This is a genomic window from Micromonospora hortensis, assembly GCF_022230935.1.
In the GTDB taxonomy this organism is placed as follows: domain Bacteria; phylum Actinomycetota; class Actinomycetes; order Mycobacteriales; family Micromonosporaceae; genus Micromonospora; species Micromonospora hortensis.
In genome coordinates this window covers 66,480-88,580 of the sequence record NZ_JAKKFE010000001.1, presented here as the reverse complement: position 1 = coordinate 88,580, position 22,101 = coordinate 66,480, and the positions used below count along the sequence as shown (strand labels likewise).

General features: G+C 71.8%; 20 protein-coding genes. 3 read left to right on the top strand and 17 right to left on the bottom strand.

Annotated features, from left to right (window positions below; translation table 11 throughout):
* Positions 1 to 283: 283 nt before the first annotated feature.
* Together NIE111_RS00415 and NIE111_RS00410 are read left to right on the top strand one after the other, a co-directional pair.
* Positions 284 to 430 carry a hypothetical protein gene (locus tag NIE111_RS00415; protein WP_238682453.1) on the top strand — a complete coding sequence of 49 codons (147 nt, stop codon included), beginning with the start codon at positions 284 to 286 and terminating at the stop codon, positions 428 to 430.
* Positions 430 to 1,650, top strand: a complete 1,221-nt coding sequence (locus tag NIE111_RS00410; protein WP_238682452.1) for a YeiH family protein — start codon at positions 430 to 432, stop codon at positions 1,648 to 1,650. Before NIE111_RS00415 ends, NIE111_RS00410 begins: the two co-directional genes overlap by 1 nt.
* Positions 1,651 to 1,715: 65 nt before the next feature.
* Here NIE111_RS00410 and NIE111_RS00405 read toward each other — a convergent pair whose 3' ends face one another.
* From NIE111_RS00405 to NIE111_RS00380, 6 genes are all read right to left on the bottom strand, one after another.
* Positions 1,716 to 3,191 carry an acyltransferase family protein gene (locus NIE111_RS00405; RefSeq protein ID WP_238682451.1) on the bottom strand — a complete coding sequence of 492 codons (1,476 nt, stop codon included), beginning with the start codon at positions 3,189 to 3,191 and terminating at the stop codon, positions 1,716 to 1,718.
* A gap of 128 nt (positions 3,192 to 3,319) precedes the next feature.
* Entirely contained in the window at positions 3,320 to 4,480 is a 1,161-nt protein-coding gene (gene wecB, locus NIE111_RS00400; protein ID WP_238682450.1) for a non-hydrolyzing UDP-N-acetylglucosamine 2-epimerase, read from the bottom strand.
* A gap of 6 nt (positions 4,481 to 4,486) precedes the next feature.
* The gene (locus tag NIE111_RS00395; protein WP_238682449.1) at positions 4,487 to 5,350 is read right to left on the bottom strand and encodes a choice-of-anchor P family protein; all 864 of its coding nucleotides are present in this window, start codon (positions 5,348 to 5,350) and stop codon (positions 4,487 to 4,489) included.
* A 6-nt stretch (positions 5,351 to 5,356) separates the two neighbouring features.
* A complete protein-coding gene (locus NIE111_RS00390; RefSeq protein WP_238682447.1) occupies positions 5,357 to 6,907 on the bottom strand; it encodes a glycosyltransferase in 1,551 nt (516 codons plus the stop codon).
* Positions 6,897 to 7,439 (bottom strand): hypothetical protein, encoded by a 543-nt coding sequence (locus NIE111_RS00385; RefSeq protein ID WP_238682446.1) that lies wholly within the window; start codon positions 7,437 to 7,439, stop codon positions 6,897 to 6,899. Before NIE111_RS00385 ends, NIE111_RS00390 begins: the two co-directional genes overlap by 11 nt.
* The gene (locus tag NIE111_RS00380) at positions 7,436 to 7,585 is read right to left on the bottom strand and encodes a peptidase (protein ID WP_088989215.1); all 150 of its coding nucleotides are present in this window, start codon (positions 7,583 to 7,585) and stop codon (positions 7,436 to 7,438) included. Before NIE111_RS00380 ends, NIE111_RS00385 begins: the two co-directional genes overlap by 4 nt.
* A 187-nt stretch (positions 7,586 to 7,772) precedes the next feature.
* Between NIE111_RS00380 and NIE111_RS00375 the strand changes: the two genes are divergently transcribed.
* Positions 7,773 to 8,819: an LCP family protein gene (locus tag NIE111_RS00375; RefSeq protein ID WP_238682445.1), complete on the top strand. Its 1,047-nt coding sequence runs from the start codon at positions 7,773 to 7,775 to the stop codon at positions 8,817 to 8,819.
* Between the two features lie 68 nt (positions 8,820 to 8,887).
* Here the strand turns inward: NIE111_RS00375 and NIE111_RS00370 are convergent, their stop codons facing one another.
* From NIE111_RS00370 to NIE111_RS00320, 11 genes are all read right to left on the bottom strand, one after another.
* Entirely contained in the window at positions 8,888 to 9,751 is an 864-nt protein-coding gene (locus NIE111_RS00370) for a TylF/MycF family methyltransferase (RefSeq protein WP_238682444.1), read from the bottom strand.
* 87 nt (positions 9,752 to 9,838) lie between these two features.
* Complete coding sequence (locus tag NIE111_RS00365) at positions 9,839 to 11,863, bottom strand: hypothetical protein (RefSeq protein WP_238682443.1); 2,025 nt, start codon at positions 11,861 to 11,863, stop codon at positions 9,839 to 9,841.
* Complete coding sequence (locus NIE111_RS00360; protein ID WP_238682442.1) at positions 11,863 to 13,062, bottom strand: glycosyltransferase family 4 protein; 1,200 nt, start codon at positions 13,060 to 13,062, stop codon at positions 11,863 to 11,865. Before NIE111_RS00360 ends, NIE111_RS00365 begins: the two co-directional genes overlap by 1 nt.
* Positions 13,062 to 14,009, bottom strand: a complete 948-nt coding sequence (locus tag NIE111_RS00355) for a glycosyltransferase family 2 protein (RefSeq protein WP_238682441.1) — start codon at positions 14,007 to 14,009, stop codon at positions 13,062 to 13,064. The genes NIE111_RS00360 and NIE111_RS00355 overlap by 1 nt, the downstream gene beginning before the upstream one ends.
* The gene (locus NIE111_RS00350) at positions 14,006 to 15,322 is read right to left on the bottom strand and encodes an O-antigen ligase family protein (RefSeq protein ID WP_238682440.1); all 1,317 of its coding nucleotides are present in this window, start codon (positions 15,320 to 15,322) and stop codon (positions 14,006 to 14,008) included. The genes NIE111_RS00355 and NIE111_RS00350 overlap by 4 nt, the downstream gene beginning before the upstream one ends.
* Positions 15,319 to 16,482, bottom strand: a complete 1,164-nt coding sequence (locus NIE111_RS32185; RefSeq protein ID WP_238682439.1) for a glycosyltransferase — start codon at positions 16,480 to 16,482, stop codon at positions 15,319 to 15,321. Before NIE111_RS32185 ends, NIE111_RS00350 begins: the two co-directional genes overlap by 4 nt.
* Entirely contained in the window at positions 16,475 to 17,782 is a 1,308-nt protein-coding gene (locus NIE111_RS00340; protein WP_238682438.1) for a glycosyltransferase family 2 protein, read from the bottom strand. Before NIE111_RS00340 ends, NIE111_RS32185 begins: the two co-directional genes overlap by 8 nt.
* Positions 17,782 to 18,633 (bottom strand): class I SAM-dependent methyltransferase, encoded by an 852-nt coding sequence (locus NIE111_RS00335; protein WP_238682437.1) that lies wholly within the window; start codon positions 18,631 to 18,633, stop codon positions 17,782 to 17,784. The genes NIE111_RS00340 and NIE111_RS00335 overlap by 1 nt, the downstream gene beginning before the upstream one ends.
* Complete coding sequence (locus NIE111_RS00330) at positions 18,633 to 19,481, bottom strand: class I SAM-dependent methyltransferase (RefSeq protein ID WP_238682436.1); 849 nt, start codon at positions 19,479 to 19,481, stop codon at positions 18,633 to 18,635. The genes NIE111_RS00335 and NIE111_RS00330 overlap by 1 nt, the downstream gene beginning before the upstream one ends.
* Positions 19,478 to 21,043 (bottom strand): lipopolysaccharide biosynthesis protein, encoded by a 1,566-nt coding sequence (locus tag NIE111_RS32180; protein WP_238682435.1) that lies wholly within the window; start codon positions 21,041 to 21,043, stop codon positions 19,478 to 19,480. The genes NIE111_RS00330 and NIE111_RS32180 overlap by 4 nt, the downstream gene beginning before the upstream one ends.
* Positions 21,036 to 22,073, bottom strand: coding sequence for a sugar transferase (locus tag NIE111_RS00320; protein WP_238682434.1), 1,038 nt, complete (start codon positions 22,071 to 22,073; stop codon positions 21,036 to 21,038). Before NIE111_RS00320 ends, NIE111_RS32180 begins: the two co-directional genes overlap by 8 nt.
* Positions 22,074 to 22,101: the final 28 nt, after the last annotated feature.

The following is a 22,101-nucleotide window of genomic DNA, read 5'->3' as shown; positions in this document are numbered from 1 at the left end:
GCGTCGACGGTCTTGAATTCCTATCGAGTCGGTAGGAAAATACGTGAATGCCGGTCGGTCCGCTCCTCACCTCGCATCGGGTCGTCGACCTGATGCGAACCGCCAGTGAGCTGTGTCCGAGCGCACCGGGCACCGACTGAGCACCGCAGCACCGCACCCCTCTTCCGGCCGCACCGCCGGCTCACGCGTCGACTCGTGACCCGGCGCGGCTCCGCACGCCCGTCACCGCGCTTCTGAACCGATCCGGCACCGTCGGCTCGGTTCACCACCATGGAGGTACGCCATGACATCCGACCAGCCACCGCCCAACCCGCCGACGGCCGGTGCGTCCCGGCTCGCGTTCAACGAGGACTGGGCGGCGACCATCCTCGGCCTGGTCCTGCTCGCACTGGTCCTGCTCGGTGCCATCCCCGCCGGATTGGTCCCCTGATGACCGCCGACGCGACCCGGACGGGCACCGAGGCCGCCACGGTCGGCGACGCACGCGTCGACGAGCCGCCCGCCGAGGACGTGATCGAGCGCGACACGTCGTCGACCACCGCCGATCCTGTCGAGCCGACAAATGCGGCGCGTGTCGGGGCATTCTGGGCGTGGACGGCGCTCGGCCTGCTGATCGTGGTCGGTCTCGCCGCGCTCACCCGCTACCTGGAGCAGAACGTCCCGGCCTGGGCCGAGGGCACCGCCATCGAGGACGTCGGAGCGGCTGTCGAGTACCCGGTCTACGCGATCCTGCTCGGCCTGCTCGGCAACGTCGCTGTCACAGTGCTCGGGTGGCGGGACCGGATCGCCGCCGCGTTCCGAACCGAGTTCTTCATCAAGACCGGTCTGGTGCTGCTCGGGGCGTCGATCAACCTGGCCGTCATCGCCAGCGCCGCCGGCCCGGCGATCGCCCAGGCGATCCTGCTGATCAGCGGGGTGTTCCTGTTCACCTGGTGGTTGGCCGGCAGGTTCGGCCTCGACGACAAGTTGCGGGCGCTGCTCGCGTCGGCGGTGTCGATCTGCGGGGTCAGCGCGGCGATCGCCGCCGCCGGCGCGGTGCGGGCCCGTCGTGAGCAGTTGGCCTACACGGCGAGTCTGGTCATCGTCTTCGCGCTGCCGTCCATCTTCATCCTGCCCTGGTTGGCCGACGTGTTCGGGCTCTCCGACGCGGTGGCCGGCGCCTGGATCGGTGGCAACATCGACACCACCGCGGCGGTCACCGCGGCGGGTGCGCTCGCCGGTGAGGAGGCGCTCCAGATCGCCAGCATCGTCAAGGTCACCCAGAACGCCCTGATGGGCGTGGTGGCGGTCGCGCTCACCGCGTACTTCACCCTGAAGGTGGAACGACGGCCCGGCGCGGCCCGACCGGGCCTCGGTGAGCTGTGGACGCGGTTCCCGAAGTTCGTCCTCGGCTTCATAGCGGCCTCGGTCATCGCCACCTGGTATCTCGACGCGGCTGGCGCGGACGGCAAGGCCACCATCGCCGTCGTCAACGACCTGCGCGTGTGGTTCCTGATCCTGGCCTTCGTCAGCATCGGCCTGGAGGTCCGGGTCGCGTCGCTGCGGGAGGCGGGCTGGCGACCGGTAGCGGTGTTCGCCAGTGCCACGGTGTTCAACCTGGCGTTGGCGCTCGCCCTGGCGTCCCTGCTGTTCCGCAACTTCTCGGCCTGAGTCGGCCGGCCGCCCCTGCGGACGGTGGTGGGGCCGGAGCCAGGTTGGCTCCGGCCCCATCGCGATCAGCGGGGTGGTGTCGTCGAGGTGGTCGGCGCGCGGTGGGACCGACCCGACCGGGTGTGCGAGGTGGGCGTCTTCACCGGGTCGAACGGAAGATCCTTCCTGGTCCGTGCGGGCGCCGCCAGGAACGACGCCGCCGTCTCGGTGGGCCGCTTGGCGCGGCGCGGCACGGCTGCCGTGACGGGGGTGTTCTTCGCCGACCGGCTGTGCCGAGCACCGGCCTTGTGCCGGCCGGTGCCGGTGCGCGCCTCGGCTCCCGCGACTGTCACCGGGCTGGGGATCAGCACGGGGAGGGGGCTGGCGGTGCGCCCCGCGCGCCGGTGCCGCGCGCGTCCGCTGCCGGTCTTGAACCCGAGCGCGGGCCGTTCCACCAGGTGCCAGGAGAGCACGGCGCACACGAGGGCACCGAGCAGGCTCAGCACGATGTAGCCGAGCATCCCGAATCGGGCCCCGCCGAGCAGCGCGATCATCTGCTGCACCGGGAAGCCGTAGATGTAGATGCCGTACGTGTAGTCGTGCCGGCGGCTGATTCCGGACAGCCGCTTCGGCAGCGCGACGGCCGCGAAGAGCACCAGGTAGGCGAACGCCGGCACACCCACAGCGAAGAACCCGCCCAGCCACAGCGAGCCGACCAACGCGACGCCGGCCAGCACGCCCAGCTCTCTGGTCACCGGGATCCGGTGCGCGTACAGGCGGGCGGCGGCGCCGAGCAGGAACAGGAAGCCGAGCATCAGCGTCCAGTCGGCGGCGAACGCGCCGAGCAGGGGGAACGGCCCGATCGCGCCGTGTTGCGGCGGGCGGGAGCTCCAGGTCGGCGCCGTGAAGAAGTCCCGCAGGACCAGGGCGTAACAGACGGCGGTGAGGACGAGTACCGCGCGAGGCGCCCGGTGCAGCACCGAGGTCACCACGAGGATGCCGACGATCCCGTAGAACGCCAGGTCGTACCGCAGAGTCCACAGTGAACCGTCGAATGCGCTCGGCCCGCCGACGATCTGGCCGTACGGAGTGTCGGCCAGCAACCCGGAGATGGGGAACTGCTCCATCGAGGCGAGGAAGTTCGTCGTGACGTAGTCGAAGGGCCCCTCAGGGTGCCCCCAGAACCCGTCGAGGTTGCCGTTCTCGTACAGCGCCGCCAGGGGCGCGAAGACGAACGCGGTGACCAGCAGGCAGGCCCACAGCCCGGGGAAGACCCGCAGCAGGCGGGCGCGGACGTACTGGCGCAGCGTGGAGCGCAGCGCGCTGTCGGTGATGAGGAATCCCGAGATCAGGAAGAATCCGTACAGGCAGAGGGTTCCGAGGTCGCTCTGCCGGCCGAAGGTGGCCGCGCCGAGGTTGTGCTGGCCGAAGCCGAGCGGGCCGGCGTGCGCGATGATCACGCCACAGGCCATTGCCAGGCGCAGGACGCCGAAGGCGTTGTGCTGGGCGGAGTATCTGCCCTGCAGCGTCGCGGAACGCTGCCCGTTCAACTTCGCCTGCACCTGGGAACTCCTCTGATCACTGAACTGTGTGGACCGACGGCTCGGAGCGCTGCCGATCGATGTGCCAATTATCAGTGGGTAAGGGAGGTTTGTCCGGAAATTGGGATGATTGTCCAGGTTGGCTGCCGTTAGCCGATGGCGGCGGCGGTGCGGCGACGCTGCACCACCCGACGGGCCGGTACGTTCAGCAGCCCCGCCAGGGCGACGACGGAGCGGTCACTCGCCCGCCCGTCGCCGAACGGCGAGTCCACGACGGCGGCCCGCCCGCTGGCAAGGTGGCGGAGCCCCGCCGACAGGAGCAGTTCGGGATCGGTTCCCACCAGCTCGCCGCGGCCCGGCGTCAGGGCCTCCGGACGTTCCGTGGTGTCCCTGGTGACCAACAACGGCACCCCCAGGGTGGCGGCCTCCTCCTGGAGCCCGCCCGAGTCGGTGACGACCAGGTCGGCCGCCCGCAGCAGCCCGACCATCTGTGGATACGGCAGCGGTGGCGTGACCCGGGCGTTGGCGACGCCCGCGAGGCCCGTGGTGACCTCCGCGCTGAGCTGCGGGTTCGGGTGGGTGACCATCACGATCTGGGCGTCGGGGCACGCGCGCGCCAGGCGACGGAGCCCATCCACGGTGGCAGCCACCCCCTCGCCCCAGTTCTCCCGCCGGTGCACAGTGGCCACCACCAGCTTGCGGGCCGCGTCGACCCAGTCCGGCGCCTGGGCCATGCCGCGCTCCACCAGGTCGTGGAGGGCGTCCACGACGGTGTTGCCGGTCACCACTATCGCGCTGGAGCGAATGCCCTCACCGATGAGGTTCGCCCGGGCCGCCGGGGTCGGCGCCAGGTGCAGCGCCGCGATGCGGGCGAGCATCGCGCGGTTGGCCTCCTCGGGGAACGGTCGGTCCAGGTCGTTGGTCCGCAGCCCGGCCTCCAGGTGGACGACCGGGACGTGCCGCCAGAACGCGGCCGTCCCGCCGGCCAGGGCGGTCGTGGTGTCCCCTTGCACCACGACCGCCGCTGGACGGTGGTGTGTGAGCAACTCGTCGATGCCCGTGATCAGTGCCGCCGCCAGTTCGGCGAGCGAGCCGCTCCGCCGTTGCGGGCGCAGGCTCACCTCCGGGCGGAGACCGAACGGGGCGAGTGCCTCGGCGACGCGTCCCGGCTGTTGACCGGTATCCGCCACCCGTACCGTGAACCTCGGATCATCGAGGAGACGGCGGATCAGAGGCGCGGTCTTCACTCCTTCCGGCCTGGTGCCGGCGAGGATCAGGACCTCTCGCGGTGTCGAGCTGCTCGCACACATGTCGGGTCAGCTCCTGGCAGCCGCGCGGCGACGCCGGTAGAGCGAGAACCCGCCGGTGGTGCCGGCCACGAGCGCGCCGAGACCGAGTGCGAGCGGTGCCCCGGCGAGCGGGATCACCGGAATGGGGGGCGCGACCGCGTTGGCCCCGCAGCTCGACGTGCCGATGGTGACCCCGGCCAGCGCTCCACCGAGCGCCGTCAGGTTCAGCGCCGTGACGGTGAGTTGGCCCACGCCGGAGCTGGACTGGCCGTTGAGGGTCAGGTCGATCAGCCCCGGGATGCTCAGGCCGGTGTTCGGCGCCGGGTTGACCGGCAGGGCGAGCAGGGTCGTCTCGATGCCCAGGATCGTCGAGACGATCCGGGCGTTGACCAGGCTCGCGGTGCCGGTCGCCGAGGGGCTGCTGGTGGCCTGGCACGACGAGTAGATGGCGTCGGCGACGAGTGCGATCGTGGCGAGGCCGCTGGTACCGAGGGTCAGCGTCACCCCGGCGCCCGGAGTGACGAGGCACGACCCGCCGGGTCCGATGGTGATCGAGCCGCCGGTGCCGAGCACACCGGCGCAGGCCGCCGAGGTGCCGTCGTTGAACGCCCGGACGCTCTGGCCCAGCACCCCTGCGGTGATGACGGTCTGCCCGCCGAGCACGCCCAGCGGCGGATTCTGGTTACCGGAGATCGACTCGGTGGTGCCGTCGTTGGTGGCCGACGCCGTGCCGGAGCTGGCGAGGCCACCACCGAACAGGCTGATCTGAAGGGCCGAGGCGGAGGACTGGGAGGTGTCGGCCATTGCCGGAGAGGCCGCCAGGACGACCATGGCGAGACCACCGGCCAGCACCGCGGCGGTGCGGGCGAGACCGGATCTAACTCGTGGCATAGATGTCTACTTTCTGGTGTGGGCGGTTGCGGGGCGGTCTGTGGTGGGGGTGGCGAGGTGCGAGAGGTGGCTGAGATGCCGGGGCGGTCGGATCGACCGTGGTCCGTCGTTGCGACGCGACCGGCGTGCCGGTTGGCCCCGACTCGGCTGGGCCGGCACGGCGGCCCGACCCACTGCCGCCTGGCCGACGGCCACCCGGCCCACGGCCCGAGCCGGAGCCGGCTGCGGATCGGCGGCACGGGCGGTCTTCTGCCAGTCCGTGCGGGCCGTCACCATGCGGGCGAAGGCCAACCAGACCGCCAGCGACTGGGCGTAGCTGTACAGCCAGTGGCAGACGCCGAGCAGCAGGGCTTTGGAAATCGACAGCTGCGGCTCACAACGGATCCGGTAGACGATGCCCCACAGGGCGAACGGTCCGATGCCGAAGACGAGCACGAGCGGGGGTACGCCCCAGCCGCCACTGTTCCACCAGCCGCGCAGCCCACCCATCGTGTTGTCGATGTAGTAGGACATCACCACCAGGCAGGCGACGTAGATCGGTGTGCCGAGCAGCTGGGTCCACGGCGCGGCCAGGAAGTGGGCGATCTCCAGGGTGGCCGAGTTGCGGATGCGCGGCGAGCGCAGCACCTTGCCGAGGTAGCGGCCACACTGCATCGACCCCTGGGCCCAGCGGGTGCGCTGCCGCACCAGCGGGCGGATCCGGGTCAGCGCCTCCTGGGCCACCCAGCTCTCCGGGCAGTACTCTGTGCGACCGCCGGCCAGCAGGATGTGCAGGCCCAGCTCGAAGTCCTCCAGGAGGGCGCCGTGCCACGGTGTGCCGTGCTGATCGGCGATCTCGTTGAGCAGGGACAGCCGGGTGAACTGCCCGTTGCCGCCCATCGCCACGCTGCCGGTGCGTCGCCGTAGCGACTGCATGGCGGCGATCGGGGCGCGGAACTCCATGTCCTGTAGCCGGATCAGCAGCCGTCCCCAGCGACCGACCTCGGTCGGCTGCGCGTACCGGCGCGGCGCGCACTGGAGCATCCGCACCTCCACCTGGACCGCGCCGACCTGCGCCGAGCCGAAGTACTGACGGCCGGAGAGGGCGACCGGACCCTGGGGGTCGAGTCGGCTGTCCGCGTCCAGCACCCCGACGATCACCCGGGTACGGTCCGCGTTGGCGGGCAACGACTGCTCGATGCGTCGCCAGGCGGCGTTGAGGGCGGCGCCCTTACCCTGTCGCGCGTCCGGCAGTTGACGCTGGACCACGTGCACCCGCGGTTGGTCGGTGAACGCGGCCAGTTCGGCCAGCGTGCCGTCGTCGGAGGCGTCGTCGACGCACCAGACGGTCGCTTGCGGGAAGTCGCAGAGCAGGCGCCGCACGGTCTCGCCGATGACCGACGCCTCATTGCGGCACGGCACGATGATGTGCCAGTCGAAGCCGTCCGGGCTGCCGCCCCGACTACGTCCACTCTTCAGGTGGAACACCAGGATGCTCAGCACGTACGCACAGAAGCTGACGCACAGCAGGAACGCCGCGGTGTTGAGCAGGGCGAGCGACTGCGTCTCAGTGGACACCGGCGACCGTCCCGGAGATCCGCTTGGTCCGGCTGACCAGGACCACGAAGAGGATGGTGACGGCGATCAGACCGGCGGTCGTGATCACCGAGCCGATCAGCACGTGGCTGCGTTCGTAGCCCAGCTTGAAGCCCCAGGTCTGCATCGAGACCACCACCGCGCCGAGTCGGAGCTGGTTCACGGTGACCAGCAGCACGACGGCCATCGCCAGGGCGTTGAGTCCACGCGTCAGTGAGATGCGGCGGAACCCGACCAACGTCGACGCGAGCACGATCGGCGGGATCAGCAACATGGCTACCGAGCAGCCGCTGGAGACCATGAAGCCGACCCAGCGCTCGTCCAGTGGGAAGATCACGGCCGCGCCGATGGATTTGGTGTCCGCCAGCCCGACGGCGTTGACGAGATGAGCGTTCAGCCACGCCTCCGCGCTGGCGATGTCGTGCCACCGCCAGAGCATGGCGACGGCGGCGGCGACTCCGATCAGGCCACCCGCGCTGGCGCGCAGCCACGACCCGCGTCGGGCACCTGTCATCGCTCGCGGCCCAACATGGCGACGAGCCACAGTGCCAATCCCAGCACTACCAGCCCGACGCCGACCAGCAACCAGGACTGGACAGCAACCCCGGTGGCGGCAAGGCCACCTCCGATGTGTGGCCCCTTGGTGGGTACTCCGTACATGCCAACTCCCTCGCTCACTCGAAGGCCAGAATGGCATCGCAGAATCGGGCAAAGAGGATAAAGCGGCATAGAGACCCTAAAGAGTGATTAAATGCTTCATGAGTGGGCAGGCGGGTGACTCGAACGGCTACATCCCTTGCCCCGCAACAGGTTCAGCGTCCCGAGAGTTCGTGCAGAGGTGGTAAAGATGGTGACCGGTATCCCCGGCCGCACGCTCACGCCGGCGCCGTCGAGGTGGCGGGCGATGGCCGGCTGGAAGAAGGCGGGCCTCGCCCTGCTCCTGATGTTCGGCGTGCTCTGCGCGGGCCTCGTCACCGTCGGCTTCGGCCTGAAGCACAGGTACGAGAGCCGCGTGCAGCGCGAGGACATCCTCGGTCAGGGCACCCACGACGACCGCCGGTGGGAGTCGGGGCCGCTCAATCTCCTGCTGCTCGGGTCGGACTCCCGCGACGGCGAGCCGGACCAGGCCCTCTACCCCGGGCAGCGGTCGGACACCATCATGCTGGTGCACGTCAACGCCGCGCGGGAGGCCGCCACCGTCGTCTCCATCCCCCGGGACAGTTACGTCGACGTGCCCCCGGCGGGGCAGACCTGGTCCGGTGGTCCCAACAAGATCAATGCCGCGTTCGCGTTCGGCGGGGCCGCGCTGGCCGCCGAGACGGTCGCCAAGCTCACCGGGCTGCCACTCGACGGCGTGCTGGTGGCCAACTTCGCCGCCGTCCGCAAGCTGGTGGACGCGGTGGAGGGGATCAACGTGTGCCTGCCGTACACCGTCAAGTCCTCGGACACCGGCGCCACCTGGCCCGCCGGCTGCCACGACCTGGACGGCAAGGCGGCCGACGACCTGATGCGGCAGCGGCACGGTGTGCCCGGCGGAGACTTCGGCCGCATCTACGACCAGCAGCTCGTGGTACGCGCCCTGGCCGAGCGGGTCACCGCGACGAATCTGCTCACCAGCCCGACCCGACTCGACCGGGTGCTCACCACCGCCGCCGAATCTCTTGTCGTCGACCGCGACCTGAACCTCACCGACCTCGCCCTCGTGCTGCGCAAGGTGAAGCCGGAGACGGTCCAGTTCGTCACAGTCCCGTTCAGCGACGCGAACCTGCAGACCCCGGCCGGGTCCGCCGTACGCCTGGACGAGGTCCGGGCCCCGGCGCTCTTCGCCGCCCTGCGCGAGGACCGGGTGGCGCAGTGGGTAGCGGCCAACCCGCAGACGCCACCGGCCAACTGAGCACTGGTACGAAGACGGCGGGTGGGAGGTCCTGAGACATCCCACCCGCCGTCACTGTCGGCCCAGGTCTAGCGCGACCGCCGCCAGTAGCGGCAGGTCCAGTCCACCTGGTGCAGCTCGTCCTCGATGCCGTGCTCGGCGCGGAAGTCGTCGACGGCCTGCTTGCAGCCGCGCACCGCGTGGTAGTCGTCGATGATCACGTAGCCTCCGACGGAGAGCTTCGGGTAGAGCGAGCGCAGCGCCACCATCGTCGAGTCGTAGAGGTCCCCGTCGAGACGCATGACCGAGATCCGTTCCACCGGCGCGGTCGGCAGGGTGTCCGAGAACCAGCCCTTGAGGAACCGGACCTGGTCGTCGAGCAGCCCGTAGCGCTCGAAGTTCGCCTTAACCTGCTCCAACGACACCGCCAGGAACGGCACCTGCCAGAGCGCGTCCTCGACGTCCTCGACCCGGTGGGGAGCCGGCTTCGGTAGGCCGCGGAACGAGTCCGCTACCCACACCGTCCGGTCCCGGTCGCCGTAGGCGCGCAGCATCCCGCGCATGAAGATGACCGCCCCGCCGCGCCACACACCGGTCTCGATCAGGTCACCGGGCACGCCCCGCTCCAACACGTCCTTGACGCATCGCTCCAGGTTGTCCAGCCGCCGTAGCCCGATCATGGTCTCGGCCTCCGGTGGCCAGTCCCGGCCGGTGGCCCGCGCCTCCGCGTCGAAGGGGAACTGGAGCACCAGCTCCAGGCCCTTACGTTGCAGCAGGTGCCGGCCGCGCTGGAGGATCCGGCCGTGCAGGGACCCTTGGCGTGGGTGGTAGGGCATCCACGTCTCGCGGAAGACGTATCGGGTCAGTGCCTTCTTGAGCAGATCGCAGTAGAGGGCGCGGGGGTCGTCCAGCGACGGCTCGGACGCCTGTGTGGGTATCAACATCTCACTCATCGGCCTGTCTCCTTGTCAGTGTCGTTCGTGGCCAGCTGGGCGGGCCGCCTGTCGTGGGCGGGCCGCCGACCGTCGCTCCGTCCGTCGTCAGCCCCGGCGTTCGGCGTCGCCGACGGCTACCGCCCGTCGCAGCACGATGGGCCCGGTGGAGGGCTGTTCCGCACTCGGCCGCCCGGCGGTCAGCAACTCCTGCCCGAAGACCGGCCAGTGGTCCGTCAGGTGGGCAACCGGGGTGTCCGGGGAAGGCTCCGGTGGCGCTGCCTCCGCCACCGGCGACCGCCAGACCGTCTCGGGTCGGGCCAACGGTCGGCCGAGAACAGCCGCCACGGCGGGACCGCCGCCCCAGGCCGGAGCCGCGGGCTCGGGCTGGGCGGTGCGCGTCGGCACCTGCTCGGGCTGGTCCGGGACATCGGTCACCACCGGATTCGGCTGGGTGATGGCATCCTCGATCCGGGTCGGTCCGGCCGGCGCCTCCGTGGACGCCACGCTGCCGTACGCGGTGCGCCCGGCCGTCGTCCTCTCGACCGGCTGACGCTCGGCCGTCGCGCTCTCGGCCGTCGCACTGCCCACCGGCTTGCGGTCGACGGGCTTGCGGTCGACCGTCGTGCCCTCGACCGTCCTACCCTCGACGGTCCTGCCGGCCGGGGCCGACTCACCCGAGCTCTGTCGGCGGTGCCGTCCGGGCGGTCCGGACTTGTCCTCGACCAGGGCGCTGACCAGCTCACGGATGACCGCGCCCTGGGCGCCCGCCTTCGTCGCCGGCAGCGCCAGGGCATCCTGGGCCGCGCCCGGCACCAGGGCCGGTTGCTCGCTGCTCGGCCGGTGGTCAGTGCGGGGCACCGCCCCGATCACCACGACACCGGCCAGCGGCAGCCCGAGCTGTTGCACGAGCCGGGCCGCCCGGGTGCTGTCGTCCAGGTTCGTCCTGCCGGCGCGGACGACAAGCAGCACGCCGTCCGCGTGCTGGGCGAACGCCGAGATCTCCCGTCCGGCCAGGATCGGCGGCGCGTGGACGATCACACAGTCCTCGTCCTCGCCCAGCACGTTGAGCAGCCCGCCCAGCTCGTGCAGGGCCTCCGTGTCGGCGCCCTCGCGAGGCTCGGCCGGCAGCACGGTCAGGGTGGGGAAGTCGACCAGGCGCACCGGCGGGCACTTCTGGGCCAGCACCTGCTGCCAGGTGTGCGGCGCCTCCGGGAAGTGGCCCGACAGCACCGGGTCCCGTACCGCCCCGTCCACCAGTGTGGCCCGACAGTGTTCGTCGGCCATGCCGAGACCGAGCAGGGCGGTCACCAACGCCTTGCCGTCGTCGTCGTGTGCGCTGGTGACCAGGATTCGCCGGCGGGGCAGGGGAGCGGTGAGCACACTCAGTGTCGAGATCGTGGCACGTACCGCGTCGGCGACGTTGGTGCGGCCGTACAACGCGGCGGCGTGATGGCGGGCGAAGCGGCGCGGCAGCTTCGGCAACACCCCGATCACCGGCAGGCCCAGGCGTGCCTCGATCTGGCCGATGTCGCGCAGCCGGCTGTCGAACCGGTCGCGCAGGATGGTCGCGCCCCAACCGGCCAGCAGCCCGGCCAGGGCCCCGAGCACGCCGTTGAGCAGCGGCTTCGGGAAGGCTGGCCGGGCCGGCGGGCTGGCGGTGTCGAGAACCCGCGCGTTGATGCTCGTGGAACCGCCCATGTCCAGCCGGCCCAACTGCTGACTGACGGCGCGGGAAGCGGCGTTCGCGATCGCGGCGGCCTGCGTACCGGTGCTGGCGCTCGCGTGCACGGTGATGATCTGGAGGCCGAGTTCGTACTCGCCGCTGACGTGACCGAGCACCGCCCGCTCGGGCAGCTGCAGCGAACGCGCCGCCTCCAGCGCGACCTCCCGCGACCCGACCAGTCGGGCGATGGTGGGCGTGAGGTTCTGGGCGAGGGCCAGATCGGCAGGTCTGTCCTCGTCGGTCTGCTCGGCGCTGACCAGCACGGAGGCTTCCGCCTCGTAACGCGCCGGGAGGAGCTGTGTCACTCCCTGCGCGGCGGCCAGGCCCGCGCACAGGCCGAGCAGCGGTACGCCCACCCGGCGCCAGGAGGCACCGAGCAGACCTTTGACATCTATCGACGCGCTCATCAGGCGATCGCCTCTCTGGTTGGGTGCCCGGCCTCGGCGGGCGATGTGCGGAGGGACCTGGCCGGGGACCGCAGCCCGCGCCAGGTCGTGCAGAGGGTCTCGGCGATCCGGTCCCAGCCGAACTCGGCGCCGGCACGGGCCAACCCCCTGTTGGCCAACTGCCCGGCGAGCGCCGGGTCGTCGCGCAGCCGCGCGAGGCGGGCGGCGAGCGCGGTGACGTCGCCGGCCGGAAAGACGAGACCGGCGTCGCCCACCACGTAGGGGATCTCGCCGACGTCGCTGCCCACCACGGGTACGCCACACGCCATCGCCTCGACCAGCACCCGGCCGAACTGCTCGCGCAGCGGGATGCCGATCCACGGCAGGGTGTTGCGCTGCACCACCTCGACCGACGGCATCGCCAACACGTCCATGTCGTTGAGCAGCGTGGGCAGTTCGGCGTGCCCGGCCCAGCCGTGCCGGTGCACCCGGCCCGGTCGGCGCGCGGCGGCCCGCTCGATCTCGGCGCTGAGGCTGCCGTCACCGACCAGCGACACGTCGCAGTCGATCAGCTCGGCGGCGCGCAACAGGTCGACCACGCCCTTGTGCGGCTCGAACCGCCCGACGAACCCGACGGTGAACGGGCGCGCGGCCGGATCGGTGGGCAGTGGTTGGAACGTCCGGGTGTCCACGCCGAGCGGCACGATGGTGGCCGGGCCCCGGTAGCCCTTGATCCGCAGAACGTTCAGCGCCGCGGGTGTGATCGGGAAGGCGTGGTCGACGGACAGGTAGGACTGTCGCTCGATCCGGGGGAACGGCACCGGAAAGCGGGTAACCACGTTCTGCGCGGCGTACAACGTGGTGGGCACCCCGGCCCAGCAGCGTTGACGCAGCCGCAGCGCCTGCCAGGTGGTGAGGTACGCGGCCTCGCCGATGACGTGCAGGATGTCCGGGCGGGCGGTGGTCACGTCGTGCTGGCCGGGCAACCGGAACAGCACCGAGGCCATGTGCCCGGTCAACGACTCGCCGAGCAGGTGCGGAACGACGTGGTACCGCAGCCGGTGGTGTCGACGGGCCAGCCGGGCCAATTCGCGGCGGGTCCCCGGGGACACGTCCGCGGCGAGCACGGTGAGGGTGACGTCCGGCTGTTCGCACAGAACGTCGAACAGGTCCGTCCAGTGTTCGGTGCGCTTGCCGACGACAGTTGTCAGGACGTGCATCACGCTCCTCCTCTCGTTTCAGGTCGGGTGACCGCGATCCGGCCGACGCGGGTCCAGGCCCGCAGCCGGGCCTTCCCGGCCCGGGGTTGCACTGGCATTCGCGCCCCGGCCAGTCCGATACCGATCAGTGCGCGCAGGAGCACCACGCCGCGTACCGCGCGCAGGGTGCCGGCGCGGTGGCGGGCGAAGAACCGCAGCATGCTGCGGTACAGGTGAGGCCAGATCCAGGCCGGGTCGGAGCTGCTCGCCCCGCCGGTGTGCACGGCGGTCACCGAGGGCACGTACAGCACCTCGGCGCCGCGCCGGGCCGCCTGGAGGCACAGCTCCTCGTCCTCGTAGTACAGGAAGTAGCCCTCGTCGAGGCCGCCGATCGCCACGAACAGCTCGCGGCGCACCGCCAGGCAGGCACCGGAGAGCCAGTCCACTGCCACCGGCTGCGCCCCGCGCACGCAGGCGTCGTACGCGGCCCGGCGCTGCCGGCCGCTGAGCAGCCGTCGTAGCGACACCGGCACCAGCGACCCACCGAACCGGCTGGCCAGCACCGTGCCGAGGGATTCGAACCGGTGGGCGCTGATCGCGACCCGGCCGTGCGCGTCGGTGAGCCGTGGCCCCGCGATGCCCACCGACGGTCGGTCGCGCAGCACCCGGACCAGTTCCGCCACCGCGCCGGGGGTGACCACGCAGTCCGGGTTGACCAGGAGCACGACATCGGTGTCGACCCCGGCCGCGGCCCGGTTCACGGCGGTGGCGAATCCGGTGTTGGTGGGGCTGGCGAGGACCGTCACCTCCGGGAACCGGCTTCGGACGAGGTCGACGGTGCCGTCGGTGGAGGCGTTGTCCACCAACCGCACCGGAACCCGCGCCTGCCGCAGCGCGGTCAGGGCGGCGACGATCTGTCCCGCCGAGTTGTGCGTGACCACCACTGCGGTGGCGTCGGCCGCGCTCATGCCGCCACACCCGTTCGGGTCAGGGCGCCGCGCAGCAGCGGCGGCCGGGCGGGTCGCCGTAGCCGCGCCCCCTCGTGGCGTGCCGTGAGGAGGGTCAGCGCCGGCAGCAGACCCAGCTCCCAGTGCCCGTCGGTGGGCGCCGCGAAGAGGGCTGCGGCCAGGAAACCGCAGGACAGCGCCGCGAACGGCAGCGTGATCCCGTCCCGACTGCGCAGGCCGACGCGGATGCTGCGCAGGATCGGCCAGAGGACCAGCAGGAGCCCGACCAGCCCGAGGTTGGCAAGGACTGTGACGTAGAAGGCGTGGTACACCGGCCCGACGTCGGTGAAGGTGAAGCCGGACAGGTAGATGTCCGGCGTGGTCTGTCCGAGGCCGGCCCCGACCAGCGGCTGGTCGGCGAAGACGCCCAGACCCACCTCGGACTCCACCCCCCGGTAACCGGCGGACTGCTGGAACCCCTTGGTGATCTCCGTGGCCCGCTCCCGTACCCCTGGCTGCAGGGCGAGGATCGCGGCGACAGCGACCGCCGTGGCGGCGGTGGCGGCCAGGCCGGTCCGGACCGTGCGGCCGCCGCGGACCAGCATGATCAGCCCGGTCAGCGCCGCGGCGAGCCAGATCCCCCGGTACGACGCGAGGAGCACGTCGACGGCGAAGAAGCCGCCGAGCAGGAGGGCGCCGGCCCGACGCCAACCCCGCACCCGACCGGCGATCCAGATCAGCGCGGGGATGGCCATGAGGGTGATGAGCCCGCCGTGCCGCCCCGGTGCCGCCACCGAAATGGCCGTGAAGACCCCCGCCAGCACCACGTACAGGATGCCGGCGGCCAGGATCCGACGCGGCGTGGTGAGGGTGTGGGTGGCGACGAAGAAGTACACCGGGATCGTGGCCACCTGGTACGCGGCGACCAGCACCTCCGCCGGGAGGTTGCCGACGGCCAGGCCGTAGGTGGCCGCCACGACTGTCAACCCGACCAGGACCAGCATTCCCACGTCGGCGGCGGTGCGCCGGATGCCCCGCTCCGCCCCGAGCCAGTGGCGGGCGGCCAGCGCGGCGCCGCCGGCGGCCAACAGCAGCACCTTCACCGCGATGTAACCGCGCACGTCGCCGCCGCTGAGCAGGGCACCGACAACGGCGCCGCCGATGATGCCAACCGGCAGGACGGCCCAGGGCCAGAGCAGGAACGCGCCGAAACACAGCACTCCGATGGCGGCGGCCAGGCCGACCGGCCCGGGCAGCAGGGTCACCACTGTCACCACACCGCCCAGCGCGGCGCCGGCGAGCACCACACCGGGCGCGACGATCGGCACTCTCATCGCGGCAACCCCGCCAACAGGGAACGCAGCTGGACGCCCCGTGCCGACCAGCTGTTGCGGGTGGCGACCTCCCGGCGTCGGGCGGCGTCGTCGGGCGCGTCGGCGCGGTCCAGCGCGTCGGCCAGCGCCGCGGCGAAGCTCGCCGGGTCGGCGGCGAGGGCGATGGTGTCGCCCAGTGCCTGCAGCGCCGGCAGCGGCGTCGCGACGACGGGTTTACCGAGGGCCAGATACTCGAAGCACTTCTTCGGGTGCACGTAGTCGATCAGCCCGCCCACCCGGTAGGGGATGATGGTGACGTCGCAGGCCCGCAGGATGCCCGGCACGTCTGCGAAGCGGACGGCGTCGACAAGCACCACGTTGGACAGTCCGGCGAGCGGGGCACGGCCGGCCCGGGTGGACGGACCGATCAACACGAACGTCCACTCCGGATGGGCGCGCGCCACAGTGGCGACCAGGTCCGCGTCGAAGGCCCGGGTGTCGACCGCCCCGCTGTAGCCGATCAGTGGTCGGCGCAGGCTGAGCAGCCAGGGCGCGACCGGGCCGTCCGGCGAGAAGCGGTGCGGGTCGCATCCGTTGGCCAGCACCACCGGTGCCGGGTCGGAGGCGGGCATCCGGTCGGGTAGCGCGGTGGAGGAGGCGAGGACGAGGTCGGCGGCGCCGACGGCGGAGCGCAGCGCGCGGCGCAGGTGCCAACGGTTCCAGGGCCGGGTGAACGTCCAGTCCAGGTCGGTGGCGTCGTAGACGACGGCGGAGGCGCCCAGCCGGGCGGCCACCGGCGCGGCCAGGTCCTCGTCCAGCCAGAGCAGTCGTACGGATGCCGCCCGCCGCTGGAACCAGCGGCGCAGCACCCGCGCGGCGAGCCAGCGGTTGACCCGGTTGACCGGGGGCAGGTGCCGGCCGAACGGCAGCAGCGTCGGCGCGGCGCACTGCCACAGACCGTCGGCCACCTGCCGAACCTGGACCCGCCAGCGCGGGAGGTGCCCGGCCGGGTCGACGAAGAGCACCCGGTGGTCGACGGTCAGCTCGCGGGCCAGCGCGTGTTGCCGGTGGGCGCCGTTCGCCCACGGTGTGCCGCTGAAGATGACCACCCAGTCGCTGTCGTCGGCGGGCGTCACGACCGCTGCGGCCGCCGGTTGCAGGGTGGTGGTGTGCTCAGCCACGGCCCGACCGTTCCATCGGACGTGGCGCTCCGGCGGGCAGCAACTCGTCCTCGCCGAGGCGGCCGAGCACCGGGCGGGCGCGCTCGTCGTCGAGTCGCAGCAGGCGGGCGCCGGCGTGTCGGTCCAGCCAGCCACGCAGCGCACCGGCCGCGATCCGCCGGTTGATCCAGTTGACCAGCGGCACCGCACCACCCAGCGGTAGCGCGGTCGGCGCGACGGCGTGCCAGGCCGCCGAACCGATCGGGGTCACCTCGCACCGCCAGCGCGGCCGACGTCCCGGCGGGTCGACGAAGAGCAGCCGTTGCCCGGGCGCCAACTGCCCCAGCACCGTCGAATGCCCGTCGACGGACCAGCGGGTCCGGCTGAACAGCACCACCCAGTCGCGGGTGTCACCGTCGGGCAGCGGGCCGACGTCGCCGCGCAGCGCGGCGAGCAGGTCGCCCAGGCCCAGCTGTACGGACCGACCGAAGAGGCGCTTGACCAGGTGATCGGCGATCAGCGCGGCCCGGAACACCGGCAACCGGTACCGGGGCTGGGTCAGCCGCAGATACCCGACCAGGCTGCCCAGCAGGTGTCGGAAGCGGATGGTCGGCCCGAGCAGCCGGCAGGACGCGCCCCGGCTGTGCGTCACCACGGCGTCCGGGAGCATCCAGAGCTGGTGCCCGGCCTGGTCGAGCTGCCGCGCGAGGACCGCGTCGTTCCAGTAGACGGGGAACGTCTCGTCGAAGATGGTCTGCTGTCCGAGCACCGCGCGGCGCAGCAGCATGCAGCTGCCCGAGGCGAGTTGCCGGGGACGGCTGAAGTCCTCGCCGCGCATCTGGAACCGGTGCAGCGCCTGGCGGAACCCGGGCAGCCGGCGCAGCGCGGTCACCAGCGCGATGGTGGCGGTGAAGCTGGGCTGTTGGACGTAGTGCTGCTGGAAGGTGCCGTCCGGGTTGAGGTACAGCGGGCTGACCCCGGCCACGTCCGGCCGCTCCCGCAGGTGCTCGACCATCCGCGACAGCGCGCCCGGGTGGAACCGGATGTCGCTGTTGAGCAGCAGGATCAACTGCCCGTTCGCCCGGCGGTACGCCTGGTTCACGGCGGCGGCGAACCCGGTGTTGTGGTTGTTGCGGATCAGCCGGACCCGGGGTTGGTCGGCGAGCATGTCCGCCGAGCCGTCGGACGAGCCGTTGTCGACGGCCACCACCTCGTAGTCCAGGTCGGGGTCGACTGTCGACGCCAGCGACTCCAGGCACTGCCGGGTCTGCTCGCGGGTGTTCCAGCTGACCAGCAGCACCGACAGCAGCGGGGTGCCCATCAGGCCACCGCCCGGTCGTCGCGGCGGGCGAAGATCCGCAGCAGGTCGCCGAGTCGCGGGTGCGTCACCCGGGGCGAGCGGCTGGCGGCGACGTCGGCGACCAGCAGATCGCGGGCGTTGCGCAGCCGTGCCGCCGGCTGCCAGTAGAACCGGGAGAAGACCGTGTCGTGGGAGATCACCCGGAACCCGGACTCCACAAGCATCCGACTCAGTGTGTCGGGCGTGAAGTGCCAGCGGTGGTACGCGGGAGCGATGGCGGGCCAGTCGGTGCCGAGTCGGTTGGCGGCGGCGGAGGCGATGTTGGGTACTTCGAGGGCGAGCCAGCCGCCGGGGGTGAGGGCGGTGTGCGCGGCGCGGAGGAAGGCGCGGGGGTCTTCGACGTGTTCGAGGACGTGGAAGGCGCAGACGACGTCGGCGGTGAGTGTGGGTGCGATGGTTTCGAAGTAACCCTGGCGTACGGGCATGTGGAGGTGGTCGCGGGCGAAGCTGGCGGCGGCGTGGCTGACCTCGATGCCGCTGGCGGTGATGCCGGCCTGGTGGGCGGCTTCGAGGAAGTAACCTCCGGCGCAGCCGGCTTCCAGCAGGACTGTGGGGTGGACGCCGGACAGCAGCCAGCGCAACCGGCGGCTCGCTTCGAACCGGCGCTGACCGGCGGAGGCGAAGTAGTCCTGGTAGCCGTCCGTCGTGTAGTAGGCCTCGTCGTACAGCTCCTCCGGGGCCGGGGCGCTGCCAGCGGTCCAGACGAAGCCGCAGTCCGGGCAGCTCCACAGCAGCTCGCCGAGGGTCGGCGAGTGCCCACCGGCGCGGCCGCAGAGCTGGCAGCGGACCAGCTCGATCCCATCGAGTTTCATCAGGTGCTCCGTCCGGTTCGTGGCGCCCGGGCGATCACCCGGAGTAGGTCGCCGAGGCGTGGGTGGGTCAGCCGCGGTGAGCGGAGCCCGAGCACGTCGGCGGGGAGTAGATGTCGTGCGTGCCGCAGTCGGTAGGCGAGCGGCATGTAGTAGCGGAAGACAGTCGTGTCCTGCCGGACCACCTCGAAGCCGAGGTCGGTCACCAGCCGGACCAGGGTGTCGGGGGTGAAGTGCCAGCGGTGATAGCGCGGTTGCAGGCCCGGCCAGTCGGTGCCGAGTCGGTGGGCGGCGGCGGAGGCGATGTTGGGTACTTCGAGGGCGAGCCAGCCGCCGGGGGTGAGGGCGTTGTGTGCGGCGTGCAGGAAGGCGCGGGGGTCTTCGACGTGTTCGAGGACGTGGAAGGCGCAGACGACGTCGGCGGTGAGTGTGGGTGCGATGGTTTCGAAGTGACCCTGGCGTACGGGCATGTGGAGGTGATCGCGGGCGAAGGCGGCGGCAGCGTGGCTGACTTCGATGCCGCTGGCGATGATCCCGGCGCGGTGGGCGGCTTCGAGGAAGTAGCCCCCGGCCGGACCGGCTTCCAGCAGCACCGTGGGGCGGACTGTGGAGAGCAGCCAGCGCAGTCGCCGCCGTGCCTCGAACCGGCGTGGCGCGGCCCGGAAGTAGTCGTCGTAGCCGCCCTCGGCGAAGTAGTCCTCGTCGTAGCGTCCGTCCTCGGCGGCCTGCTCCTGCGCGGTCCAGCTGAAGCCGCAGCCTTCGCAGCGGCGCAGCAGCCCGCCGAGTCGGGGCAGGTGGGCCTGCCGTGGCCCACACAGCACGCACCGCGCGGTGCGGTGCTCGACGCTCATCGCGGACCGCCAGTGCTCGGCGACAGCACGGCCGTCGGCGCGCGCAGCAGCCGGTGCAGCCGCATCCGGTCGCTCGCGCCCAGGTGTCCGCCGGCGATGAGCAGCGTGCCGGCGACGAGCAGGGTCAGACCCGCCCGGGATGACACCGCGAGGGCGGCGTCGAGTCGTCCCGGGCCGTCCGGCAGGAACTGACTGGCCGCCGCCGCGACCAACCCGGCCGCGACGGCGGCGGCGAGCGGCGGCCAGATCGCCCGCACCAGCGGGGCCAGCGGCCGGGCCGTGGCGGTGTGGAAGTAGACAAGGAAGTACCCGGTGCTGAGCACCACCGCCAGCGCCGTCGACAGGGGTACGCCGAGCGGCCCGCAGAGCAGCAGCATCGGCACGGTGAGGGCCAGATTGAGGACGACGGAGAGCAGCACGTAGCGCGTTTCCAACCCGGGCCTGCCCTCGGCGCGGGCGGCGATCGTCGCCGCCCCGGTGATCAGGTTGAGGGCGTACGCGGGCGCGAGGATCATGATGTTCGCCGCCGCCCAGGGGACCTGGTGGCCCAGCCAGAGCCGGACCAGCGGATCGGCGCTGACCATCAGCGCCGCGGTGGCCGGGGCCAGGAACAGCGCGAGGTACCGGGTGGCGGCCAGGTAGAACCGGTCCAGCCAACCGGTGCCCCGGGAAACCGTGCGGGCGACCGCTGCGGGGAACAGCACGACGAGGGCGAAACCCGGGGGCAGACGGAGCAGGTTGAGCAGGCGACTGCCCAGGTCGAAACCGCCGGCCACGGCGGGGCCGAAGGCGCCACCGAGGACGAGGCGGTCGAGCTCCACGTTGACCATGCCGGCGCCACTGGAGACCTGCACCCGCAGGCCGTAGCCGCCGATCCGGCGGATGTCGGCCAGGTCCGTTCGACCCCATCGGGGGGACAGGTCCGGGCACTGGCGGTGGGTCGTCGCGGCGAGCAGGAGGGTGCGGATCGCCCCGGTCGCGGCGGCCGAGGCGGCCAACGCCACCAGGCCGCCGCCGAGGCGTACCACCAGGATGGCGAGGGCGGCCGCGAGGATCGCCGTGCCAGCGCTGATCGCGGCGAGCGACCCGTACCGTTGGCCGCCTTCGAGCACGGCCCGCCACGGCAGTTCCACGGCGCCGGCCACCAGGCCGACGACGAGCCACACGGTGGCCTGCCACGCCTCGTCGGCCAGGTCACCGAGGCGTAGCAGCCCGACGAGCCACGGCCAGCCGGCGCCGAGCGCCCCGAGGGTGAGCAGGCCCAGCAGCACTGCCCAGCCCAGCCCCAGCCCGAGCAGCCGACGTACCAGGTCCCGGTCGGCCGCGCTCTCGGCTCGGGCGACCTCGCGGACCAGTGCGGAGCCGAGTCCGAGGTCGATCAGGGCGGCCATCGCCAGCAGACCGGCGAGCACTACCCAGATCCCGAACTCCCGCGGCCCGAGCCGTTGGTAGATGACCGGCACCGAGACCAGCCCGGACACCGCCATGATCACCCGCGCGGTCAGCATGCTGGCCGTGTTGCGGGTGACCCGGGTTTCGACCGCGTGGGCCGCACTAGCCACGGGGGAACCCCCGGAACAGTTCGACCACTGTCAGCAGGAGCAGGGTGAGGTCGACCCGCATGGAGCGGCAGTTGAGGTAGAGCAGGTCACACCGGAGTTTGTCCTCGACGGTGGCCGCGTATCCGCCGGTGAGTTGCGCGATGCCGGTCAGTCCGGGCCGGATCAGGTGCCGCAGGTCGTAGTCGGGCAGCCGGTCGAAGCCGGCGATGAACTCCGGTCGTTCCGGGCGGGGCCCGACGAGGCTCATCTCGCCGCGCAGCACGTTCCAGAGCTGGGGCAACTCGTCCAGCCGGGACCGTCGCAGCCAGCGCCCCAGTCGGGTGATCCGGACGTCGTCCGGCAGGGCCAGGACCGGGCCGGTGGTCTGCTCGGCGCCGACCCGCATGGTCCGGAACTTGACCACCCGGAACAGTCGGCCACCCGTGCCGACGCGTTGCTGGAGGTAGAACGGTGGGCCGGTGAACGACACCACTGCGGCGATCACCGCGATCAGCGGGATCACCACGACGGCACTGAGCAGGATCACGCTGAGGTCGAAGAACCGCTTGAGCCGCTCGCCACGGGGTCGGCGGGTGCCGCCCGATCCCAGCCGAATCCACGGCAGCCCACCGAAGCGCGCCATGGCCGGTGCTCGCAGCAGACCGTAGACGGGGCGGGCCAGCACCATGATCTCGACGCCGGCACTCATGCAACTGGTGATGATGCGATCGTCGATGCTCTCCAGGGAGTGCTTGAGCAACAGGAGTCGAGGGCGGACGGTGGCCAGCACCCTGGCGAGCTCCTCGGCGCGGGCCGGCACCGGGAGGCGGACGGCCACGTCGAACTCCTCGTCGAGGCGGTCGGGCGTGGTGGTCGCGTCGTTCGCCTCGAGCACCACCACGCGGGCCCGCCGTCGGTGCTGGTCGGATCGGACCTGCTCCTGATGGGCGAACAACTCCTGAAGCTGGAGCGGGATCTCCGGACGTTCTCGCGGTTGGGACCACGGTGCCTCGGCGAGGTCGTGCGGGGCCGCGCTGTCGTTGCCTGGCATCGGAGCTGAGTCCGCGGTCACGGGTCCC

Bases quoted from the DNA above. Each gene is read 5' to 3' on its own strand.
- NIE111_RS00415 (WP_238682453.1), top strand. From the start codon at position 284: ATGACATCCGACCAGCCACCGCCCAACCCGCCGACGGCCGGTGCGTCC.
- NIE111_RS00410 (WP_238682452.1), top strand. From the start codon at position 430: ATGACCGCCGACGCGACCCGGACGGGCACCGAGGCCGCCACGGTCGGC.
- wecB (WP_238682450.1), bottom strand. From the start codon at position 4,480: ATGTGTGCGAGCAGCTCGACACCGCGAGAGGTCCTGATCCTCGCCGGC.
- NIE111_RS00395 (WP_238682449.1), bottom strand. From the start codon at position 5,350: ATGCCACGAGTTAGATCCGGTCTCGCCCGCACCGCCGCGGTGCTGGCC.
- NIE111_RS00385 (WP_238682446.1), bottom strand. From the start codon at position 7,439: ATGACAGGTGCCCGACGCGGGTCGTGGCTGCGCGCCAGCGCGGGTGGC.
- NIE111_RS00380 (WP_088989215.1), bottom strand. From the start codon at position 7,585: ATGTACGGAGTACCCACCAAGGGGCCACACATCGGAGGTGGCCTTGCC.
- NIE111_RS00375 (WP_238682445.1), top strand. From the start codon at position 7,773: ATGGTGACCGGTATCCCCGGCCGCACGCTCACGCCGGCGCCGTCGAGG.
- NIE111_RS00370 (WP_238682444.1), bottom strand. From the start codon at position 9,751: ATGAGTGAGATGTTGATACCCACACAGGCGTCCGAGCCGTCGCTGGAC.
- NIE111_RS00365 (WP_238682443.1), bottom strand. From the start codon at position 11,863: ATGAGCGCGTCGATAGATGTCAAAGGTCTGCTCGGTGCCTCCTGGCGC.
- NIE111_RS00360 (WP_238682442.1), bottom strand. From the start codon at position 13,062: ATGCACGTCCTGACAACTGTCGTCGGCAAGCGCACCGAACACTGGACG.
- NIE111_RS00355 (WP_238682441.1), bottom strand. From the start codon at position 14,009: ATGAGCGCGGCCGACGCCACCGCAGTGGTGGTCACGCACAACTCGGCG.
- NIE111_RS00350 (WP_238682440.1), bottom strand. From the start codon at position 15,322: ATGAGAGTGCCGATCGTCGCGCCCGGTGTGGTGCTCGCCGGCGCCGCG.
- NIE111_RS00340 (WP_238682438.1), bottom strand. From the start codon at position 17,782: ATGGGCACCCCGCTGCTGTCGGTGCTGCTGGTCAGCTGGAACACCCGC.
- NIE111_RS00335 (WP_238682437.1), bottom strand. From the start codon at position 18,633: ATGAAACTCGATGGGATCGAGCTGGTCCGCTGCCAGCTCTGCGGCCGC.
- NIE111_RS00330 (WP_238682436.1), bottom strand. From the start codon at position 19,481: ATGAGCGTCGAGCACCGCACCGCGCGGTGCGTGCTGTGTGGGCCACGG.
- NIE111_RS00320 (WP_238682434.1), bottom strand. From the start codon at position 22,073: ATGCCAGGCAACGACAGCGCGGCCCCGCACGACCTCGCCGAGGCACCG.